Origin of the sequence: Paraburkholderia sp. CI2, from assembly GCF_014201055.1 — a bacterium.
Classification (GTDB): Bacteria; Pseudomonadota; Gammaproteobacteria; order Burkholderiales; family Burkholderiaceae; genus Paraburkholderia; species Paraburkholderia tuberum.
In genome coordinates, this window is record NZ_JACHDL010000058.1 from 1 (window position 1) to 7851 (window position 7851).

The window sequence follows — 7851 nt, forward strand, 5'->3', positions numbered from 1 at the left end:
TTCCACCGTCTTGTCGCGCGACTGTCTCTCCAGAATGAATTGCGTGCCCGGCTTTGCGTTCAGCGAATCGACCTGCAGCGTGATCGCGCCATCGGCCAGTTTCGTGTCGAGCTTTTCGCCCACGCGACCCTCGATCGGCTCGCTGAGATCCGACTGCGCCAGCCGGTAGCGTTCGCCCTCCAGAACCGTCAGAACGAACTTCTCGCCTTCGAATGCTTCCGGGACGTCGAAGCTGGACACCTTGATCGCTTCATCGCCCCATGCATATCCGCCAAATCCAAAGATACCTGGCTCGGAAAGACTCCGGGCTTGCCGGCCCAACCAGTCTCCGATCAATGGAAAGCGCCTGGGCTTTGCGCTGACGTCGAGGTGCAGATCGTCGACCGCTTTTCCGACCACCATTCTCGACTGCAGGATTTCCATTTCAGCCGTCGCCTCTGTTTTGACGTCGAACATGCTGGAGACGTCGCCAAGTGGGCTTTTTGAATTGCTGGTCGGAATGCTGTCTTCAACCTGCACGAGAATATCGGCCTGGTACACCGACGGCGCGATAAACGCATAGGCCACGCCCAGGGCGAGCACGCCGCCGGCGATTCCACCGACCAGCCAACGGTTGGCCATTAGAACGTCGAAATAACGCGAAAGACTTACATCGTTATTCCGGAGCACGGCAGCATTCGTAAGCAGAGAGTTCTGATTCATCGAAACCCCAGGGCGGGTGTACGAAAAGGATGGAAGCTCGATTTAATGTGCAGGCGATGCGGCGTTGCCAGATCTCGCTTTTTGTCACGGGACGGCAACATTTTGGGTGCGGGCGCTGCGCGCGTCAGTTCGGTGTGCAACGCAATCTGTCAACAATTCCTCTGCTTTGCGCGCCACCAACTTCAGAATAATCGTCTTACCGTACAAAGATAAGACTGCCTAAATCTCCGCTGAACCACCGTTTCCCCGCAGTAGATTCTTCGGTGGAAAATTAGCGTATATTTCACACTAACTAGTATCCCAGACTATCTGAAGACGGTCATCACCTCCGTACGCTAACGCACATCGCTTTTGTGACCGTGACGGCACAATCCCATTCAACGCCGTTAGCTTGGGATGCATATGAAACAATTGATGCGTGAGATATTCACACGCGCGCTGCTTTTCAGTGGAACCCCCGCGGCGATTCGAGCCTTTCTCTGGCGCGATCGCACCGCGATTCTGCTCTATCACGATCCGTCGCCCGCCACGCTCGAGGCTCATTTTGAGTACCTGAAAGACAAGGTCGAGTTCGTGCCGTTGTCGCAGGCAAATTCGCGAGGTAGTGGTCGCCCGCGCGTGGCCGTCACGTTTGACGACGGCCATATCGGCAATGCAAATCTGCTGCCCGTATTCATCAAGTACGGGGTGTACCCGACCATTTACATCTGCAGCAGTGTCGTGGCGCACGATCGTACTCACTGGTTCCTGCATCCTGTCGCGAGGGATGCAGGTGTGAAGCGGCTGATTCGCATGAAAAACCACGAGCGCCTGGCTGAACTCGACGCGCGAGGCTTTCGTCAGGACTTGCCAGACCCAGCGGCGACGATTAGTGGCCTCAGCGCCGCCCATATTGAAGAGATGCGCCCCTATGTCGACTTTCAGTCTCACACACGCTATCACCCGACACTAACCTTCTGTGACGATGACGAGTGCTTTGAAGAGCTTGCGCTATCAAAGTCGGAGGTAGAACGGATCGTAGGTAAGCCTTGCGAGCATTTCGCGTATCCCTATGGCATTTATGGTCCGCGCGAAGTCGAGCTGCTGAAGGCCGCCGGCTACAAGACCGCACGCACGACCGACGTGGGCTGGAATGACGAAGGAAGCGACCCGTTCCGACTCAAGGCGTTCGACATTGACGATGACTCTTCCGTGTCGTGGTTCGCCGCGCAGCTCACGGGCCTGACGTTGGTGCCGCGCTATCTGCGACTGGGACGCGTCAGGCGCCTGGCTCAGCGCATCTTTAGCAGACCACGTGCATTGAACCAGGCGTAGAAAGCACAGCGCCGCCGCGACAGCTCGCGCAGCGGCGTACGACACCGTCGTGCACCGCGCTGCATCCAACCCAGGGCGGCGAATCGTCACGATAAGGTATTCGCTAATAAAAATACTATCGCGCGCGATCTCGGCTTCGAGCAGAACAAGCGGTCAACGTTCGAGCACCTGTCAATCAAAGGCGCAACCGGACCGCCAGTGCATTATTCCTAACGGCCTTATTGTTCCTTATCTCCACGGTTAAAAAGGAAGGCGGCATGCGTAAAATCTTCATCACGTCTCCGGGTACCGCCAATTATCCGGAAATTACTGCCTATCAAAACTATTTTAAAGCGCGCGGCGTGGATGTGGTGGTCGGAACAATCAGCGATTACCGCGCGCTCGATAACAAACGAAATTTCGTGTTGTGGGAAATCATGGGTTTCTATCCGAACCGGTTTGAATCGGACTTTGTCATCCATGACTACCGTTCTCTCTCCGTTGGCGGCTGGCCGGCGATGAAAGACGTCGCGAAGCGGTATTTCAATTGCCAGCCGAATCTGCGGATATTTCAGAACAAACGGCAACAGGAGATCATGGGTTTCGGTCACGGTGTACCCAGTGTGATCCTGCCCATGGGCGTGCCGAACTGGATCTTCGAGGTACAGGATGGCGGTCAAACCAAAAAGAAAGCTGATTTCTGTTATATCGGCGAAATGAGCGTCGAGCGCGGCTTCGATCGCGTGCTGGAAGCATTTATAAACAACTTTCAGAAGCGCGACGTCTCCCTCCTGCTGGTGGGAAAACCGGACCCGCGCATCTACGAAAGATTTTCGAATGCAAAAAATATCATTTTCACTGGGCCGTTGCCGCAGCGTGAGGCGCTGAAGCACGTGGTCGAATCCGATGTTGCGGTGTGCTATTTCCCCTATCACCGGCCGCACTGCTATCAAACGCCGACCAAGCTGCTCGAGTATGCTGCGCTCGGCAAGAAAATCGTGTGCAACGACTCGCCGTCGAATATCAGATGCTGTGAAGAGATGGGCATCCATAGTGTGATCACCACGGCGAACATCTTTGACGGAATCGATGAAGACGCCGCGCGCGGTGCGACAGCGAATCGTCGGACGGACTTCGCAGACCTCATTTGGGACCGGGTGATAGAGCAGTCCAACGTCGCGACATTTCTGCCAACGGATATCAAGCTAACCAACGCTTGACCAATCCATTGACGTGCGACATTTCAACGAATGCGACTCGAACTGCCCTTGGTAGCACTGAGTCAGCCGAAGAGACGACATTTGAACGGTGGCAATGACATGCAGATATTCATTCTTCACCCCGGCAAGGCGAATTATCCTGAGATCGACGCCTACACGAAGTATTTTGTGAGAAACGACTGTAAGGTAATGTCAGGGACACTGGATGATTACAAAAAAGTCAAGAATCCGGAGGAGTACATTCTCTGGTGCATCATGGGCTTTTACCCCAAGATCCCTGCTGCAAAATACGTTATCCACGATTACCGCTCGCTGTCTGTCGGGCGTAACAGTGCGCTAAAGGACAGCATCAAGAAAACGTTTCAACCACGGCCCGATCTTCGAATATTTCAGAACGACTCAATGAGTGCAGTCATGGGCTTCCGCGACGGCGTAGATACCGTTTTCCTGCCGATGGGCGTACCAGATTGGATTTTCACGACGGATGCTGACCGCAACCAGGCGCTTCCGTCGGGAACGTATTGTTATCTGGGCGAGATAACGCGGGAACGCGGCTTTGTCGGCTTCATCAGCGACTTCCTGGCCGCCAAGCGCGACTCGGATACCCTCGTTCTGATTGGGCCTGTTGAAAAGGAAATCTCCGACGCATATCTTCGATCGCCCGGCATCCTGTTCACGGGACGTCTTGCGCAACGCGATGCCCTCGCGGTGGTTCGCAACTGCGAGATTGCTATTTCAACCATCCCGTACAAGCGTCCGTACGACGTGCAGACGCCGACCAAGCTTCTGGAATATGCTGCGCTCGGCAAAAGAATCATCTGCAATGACTCGCCTTCGAATCTGAACGCCGCCGCCAAGTTTGGAATTCAATGTAAAGTAACGGGCCCAGACGTATTCTCTAGCATCTGCAATTTCCACGGCGATATGGTGCCGAAAAATGACCCCTCCACGCTGCTGCATTTGCGGTGGACAGATATAATCGCCGCCTCGGGCGTGGAGCGATATCTCGCGCGGCTCTAAAAATTAAAATGGTTTGCGCGATGACACGCGCAAACCATTTCTTAAAAGTCAGTCTCGTCGCGATCGGCGTTCCGTGAACGTTGGTTACGGAGTGGTGCTTCGATTCTTGCCGCGCCCCATCGGCACGTTCGGGCCAGTTCTTCGCCCGTCCCGACTGCGCGAATCGATGAAGAGTTGATGGTCACGCGCGTGAAGCGGCTTTTGTCCGCTACTCTTCACTTCGGCAAGAGCACTGTATGCAATCGGTCCCAGACGACGGCTTGCTGCAAATCGCTCAGTAGTCACTCGCTCAGCACCGAACGGCCCTGGCGAATGCTTCTCAACTGGGCCGAATAAAGCAGCGCGATGTTGTTGAAGAAACGATCTTCACTGAATCTGTTGCGCGCTTCCTCCTGCGCGCGCCGCAATAAACCTTCACGAAATTTATCCTCGGCTATCATCTTCCGGATCAGCGAAGTCGCTTCCGCAGCCGTCCGATAAAGAACGCCGGTCGAATTGTGACGAATGGTGTCTATATTGCCGGGACAATCTGACGCCACAACGGGTGTGCCGAGCGTCATTGCTTCAATCAGAGAAATCGGCATTCCCTCCCAGGAAGCTGTCGACAAATAGATATCCGCTTGCGCCACAGCCGCGATTACGTCAGCACGCGTAAGCCAACCGGTCACACGCACGCCGGCGTCCTCGAGCGTCCTCCTGAGATCTGCGTCGCCGTCGCCGATCCATACGAACTCGACGCCGTCCCGATCAAACGAGCGTGCAATCTCCGCGAACAATCGCGGATTCTTTTGGACACGAATGCCGCCGACGGTCACAATTTTTCGCCGTTTCGTCGATCCGACTTTTCCGGCGCTTTCCAAACGATTGTTGCCCTGGACACTAACAGCCCGATCGATCGCGTTCTCGACCAGTACTGCATCTCGCCGAAGATAGCGGCGAATAGCGGCGCATTCACTCTCGGAGCAGCCAACGTATGTGCAGTTCTTCACACACGCAAGCAACTCCAATGCGGCGAAACAGTATCGCTTCAACCTGCCTATGTCTCGCCGTACGAAAGAGATGCAGTGCGGGCTATAAAGAAGCGCCGTTGACGGCAACGCAAACAAGGTCGACATTCGTCCCAGGAAACCTGCGAATGACGAGTGCAGATGGACGATATCCGGGTTCAATTCGATGAGTTGTTGGCGCAAGACAGACATGATCCGTGCCAATGATGGCCCTTTCATCTGCAGATGCCGCAGGACGACGTCAGAGTGAAACATCGCGCGCAAATTCTTCGGTGTTTCCTCGCGCTCTGAATAGATCACATACACCTCGTGACCTTCCTTGGCGAGGCGCGTCGCAAGCGTGCTCACAACTGCAAGCGTTCCTGTAGCAGTCGATTCGATTACGTGGACCACTCTCATAACATGTTTCTCGTGAATTGCGCAGCAATAGCGGAACACATCCCCGATCGGTCACGGCGATCGGAACGACATGCAATCTACGACAGGGAAAGGACCTCAGCCGGCTCAGTAGGCGCCGTCTTTCGCGAACACCACTTTGACGGTTCTCAGAAGAATCGACATATCGAATGTCAGCGAGCGGTTCATTGCGTATTTAACATCGAGCGAAACCCGCGTCGGATAGTCCACATCGTTCCGGCCGCTGACCTGCCATAAGCCTGTCATTCCCGGCTTTAGCGCGAGGTAGTAACGAACATCGCGGCCATATCGCACCAGCTCCTTCTGCACGATAGGACGGGGTCCCACCAGGCTCATATCGCCGCGCAGCACGTTCCATAGTTGCGGCAACTCATCGAGGCTCGTCTTGCGCAGAATGCGGCCAACCGGCGTCACACGAATATCGTTTTTAAGCTTGAAATCGCGGTCCCATTCCGCACGAGCCTGCGGATCGGTTGCGAGCAGTTTGGCGAGAACTTCATCCGAGTTCTTCACCATGGAGCGGAACTTCAGGCACTTGAAAGTACGTCCTCCTCGGCCAATTCTTGGATGACCATATACGGCGTTTCCGTGATCGCTCATGACTGCCAGCGCAATTATCAGAAGAACCGGGAAGAGCAGGATGAGTAGAACCGACGCCCCGCAAACGTCCATCGTTCTCTTCACTGCGTCGTCCCACCTTGCGACGAAGATGTTCTCGCTTTGCGGGTTCGAGTCATCCAGGGCGACCTGTTTTGAATTCGCCTCAAGGCACGCCTCTTCCAGTTTCGGATCCGCGGTGGCGTTGGATTCGAACATACTATCTCCTCAGTTCGGAAACTCGTGGGAAACGATGCCGGCGTAGGCACCCTGCGCTTGCAAAACAGATTTTGGTGTGGAAGTGAATCGTTTAGTGAAGCTAATTTCATTGATTCACTGACGAGTCACGACGAGCGTAACATCTCACTCAAAGACCGAATGTTAGCAATAGCGCATAAAGTCGCCATCGTACAGTTCGATCGCGACACGTCGCCTTCATCAGGTGCACCAACAGTTCTTCTGACAATCAAATACGCAGAATTCGAATCATGGCTTCGTTCTTTGATTGGTCTTATCGCCATGTATCACTCGTAAATATCATGACAAAGCGTTCAGGTCAGACGCATACTTTTATCAGACGTGTAACCGTTCTTTCGAAAGCTCGTGATTTCGAATTTGTCTAAAGAGAGACGACAGTTTTCATCTTTAGGAAAAAAGAAAATTTGATGAAGGAACAACTTGTGTAATGACTGAGCGCGGCAAGGTCTTCTATGCGATGACTCGCGCTGCACATCGAAGTCGCAAGTATCCCGGCTCGGCACTACGAATCGATGTGCGTTCCCGTACATGATGGGACGATTCGCTCATTGCGGAGTTCGACGCGAAGACTTCGTGATATGCCGACAAGCGTGGCGCAACCGGCGTCGGAAATCTGATAGTGAGGCATTGCGTCACACAACAGACTTCAGCTGGGACTGATGCCGAACAAGGGGGCGCATCCTTAGGAAGATTGAGTCGCTCTGTTCTGAAGTGTAGTGTCTGTGCGGGACTCTGACGTCGACACGGTATTCGACGCGCGTGTTCGACATATCCGTGCCGTCAATGCGGTCGCTTCAACAATTGATGTTCATCGGCACACTTAACTCTGACGTTTTCGGACCAATTCCAGGCGACAGCATTTATAGTTGAGAAATGAAACTCACACTTTTCTTATTATTCGTTGTCTTAACACTTTTGTGTGGGCAGCCGATGTCGGCCTTCGCGAAGAACGGTCGCGCCAAGACAACGAACGCGACTACCGCCACTGCTCAGCAACTCGCGGCGCTGCAGCCCCCGCCCACCGGAAGCGGAAACGACCGTTTTGCAATGGACGTGAACTGCAATCTCTGGAGTGCGGATCAGACGGCGCTGAACGAATGCTCAAAGGACCTCGATCTGATTGCCGGATTGGGCGTCGGTACGGTTCGCCTCGGCGTTTCGTGGGACTTCATGACGCTGGCCGACGGCAGCACGCTGGACCCCAACAAAGTGGCCTTTCTGAAGTCGCTTCTGAACGCCGCACGCACGCGCGGCATGAAGATTCTTTTCCAGGTGGGCATGTACGCGCCGTCTAGCGCATACCAATGCCCGGCCACCAAAAATCCGCCGACCGCATC

5 protein-coding genes and 2 pseudogenes are annotated in these 7851 nt (G+C 54.4%); 4 read left to right on the forward strand and 3 right to left on the reverse strand.

Annotated features, from left to right (window positions below; translation table 11 throughout):
• The coding region (locus tag HDG32_RS35785; protein ID WP_260336729.1) for a Wzz/FepE/Etk N-terminal domain-containing protein at positions 1–702 on the reverse strand (702 nt) is incomplete at its 3' end.
• 402 nt (positions 703–1104) lie between these two features.
• Between HDG32_RS35785 and HDG32_RS35790 the strand changes: the two genes are divergently transcribed.
• The 3 genes from HDG32_RS35790 to HDG32_RS35800 all read left to right on the forward strand — a co-directional run bounded on the left by HDG32_RS35790 (position 1105) and on the right by HDG32_RS35800 (position 4235).
• A complete protein-coding gene (locus HDG32_RS35790; protein WP_090811951.1) occupies positions 1105–2016 on the forward strand; it encodes a polysaccharide deacetylase family protein in 912 nt (303 codons plus the stop codon).
• Positions 2017–2273: 257 nt separating this feature from the next.
• Positions 2274–3215 carry a glycosyltransferase gene (locus tag HDG32_RS35795; protein WP_184074550.1) on the forward strand — a complete coding sequence of 314 codons (942 nt, stop codon included), beginning with the start codon at positions 2274–2276 and terminating at the stop codon, positions 3213–3215.
• 99 nt (positions 3216–3314) lie between these two features.
• Positions 3315–4235: a glycosyltransferase family 1 protein gene (locus HDG32_RS35800; protein WP_184074552.1), complete on the forward strand. Its 921-nt coding sequence runs from the start codon at positions 3315–3317 to the stop codon at positions 4233–4235.
• A gap of 281 nt (positions 4236–4516) precedes the next feature.
• On the opposite strand, the gene HDG32_RS35805 is transcribed toward HDG32_RS35800, so the two are convergent.
• Positions 4517–5641 carry a glycosyltransferase gene (locus HDG32_RS35805; protein ID WP_184074554.1) on the reverse strand — a complete coding sequence of 375 codons (1125 nt, stop codon included), beginning with the start codon at positions 5639–5641 and terminating at the stop codon, positions 4517–4519.
• A 105-nt stretch (positions 5642–5746) separates the two neighbouring features.
• Positions 5747–6343, reverse strand: a pseudogene (locus tag HDG32_RS35810) (sugar transferase); the annotation flags it as partial.
• 1101 nt (positions 6344–7444) lie between these two features.
• Between HDG32_RS35810 and HDG32_RS36945 the strand changes: the two are divergent.
• Positions 7445–7851: pseudogene (locus HDG32_RS36945) on the forward strand (hypothetical protein); the annotation flags it as partial.

What these genes read in the sequence shown, in the direction of transcription:
- HDG32_RS35790 (WP_090811951.1), top strand. Translation starts at nt 1,105, where the DNA reads ATGAAACAATTGATGCGTGAGATATTCACACGCGCGCTGCTTTTCAGT.
- HDG32_RS35795 (WP_184074550.1), top strand. Translation starts at nt 2,274, where the DNA reads ATGCGTAAAATCTTCATCACGTCTCCGGGTACCGCCAATTATCCGGAA.
- HDG32_RS35800 (WP_184074552.1), top strand. Translation starts at nt 3,315, where the DNA reads ATGCAGATATTCATTCTTCACCCCGGCAAGGCGAATTATCCTGAGATC.
- HDG32_RS35805 (WP_184074554.1), bottom strand. Translation starts at nt 5,641, where the DNA reads ATGAGAGTGGTCCACGTAATCGAATCGACTGCTACAGGAACGCTTGCA.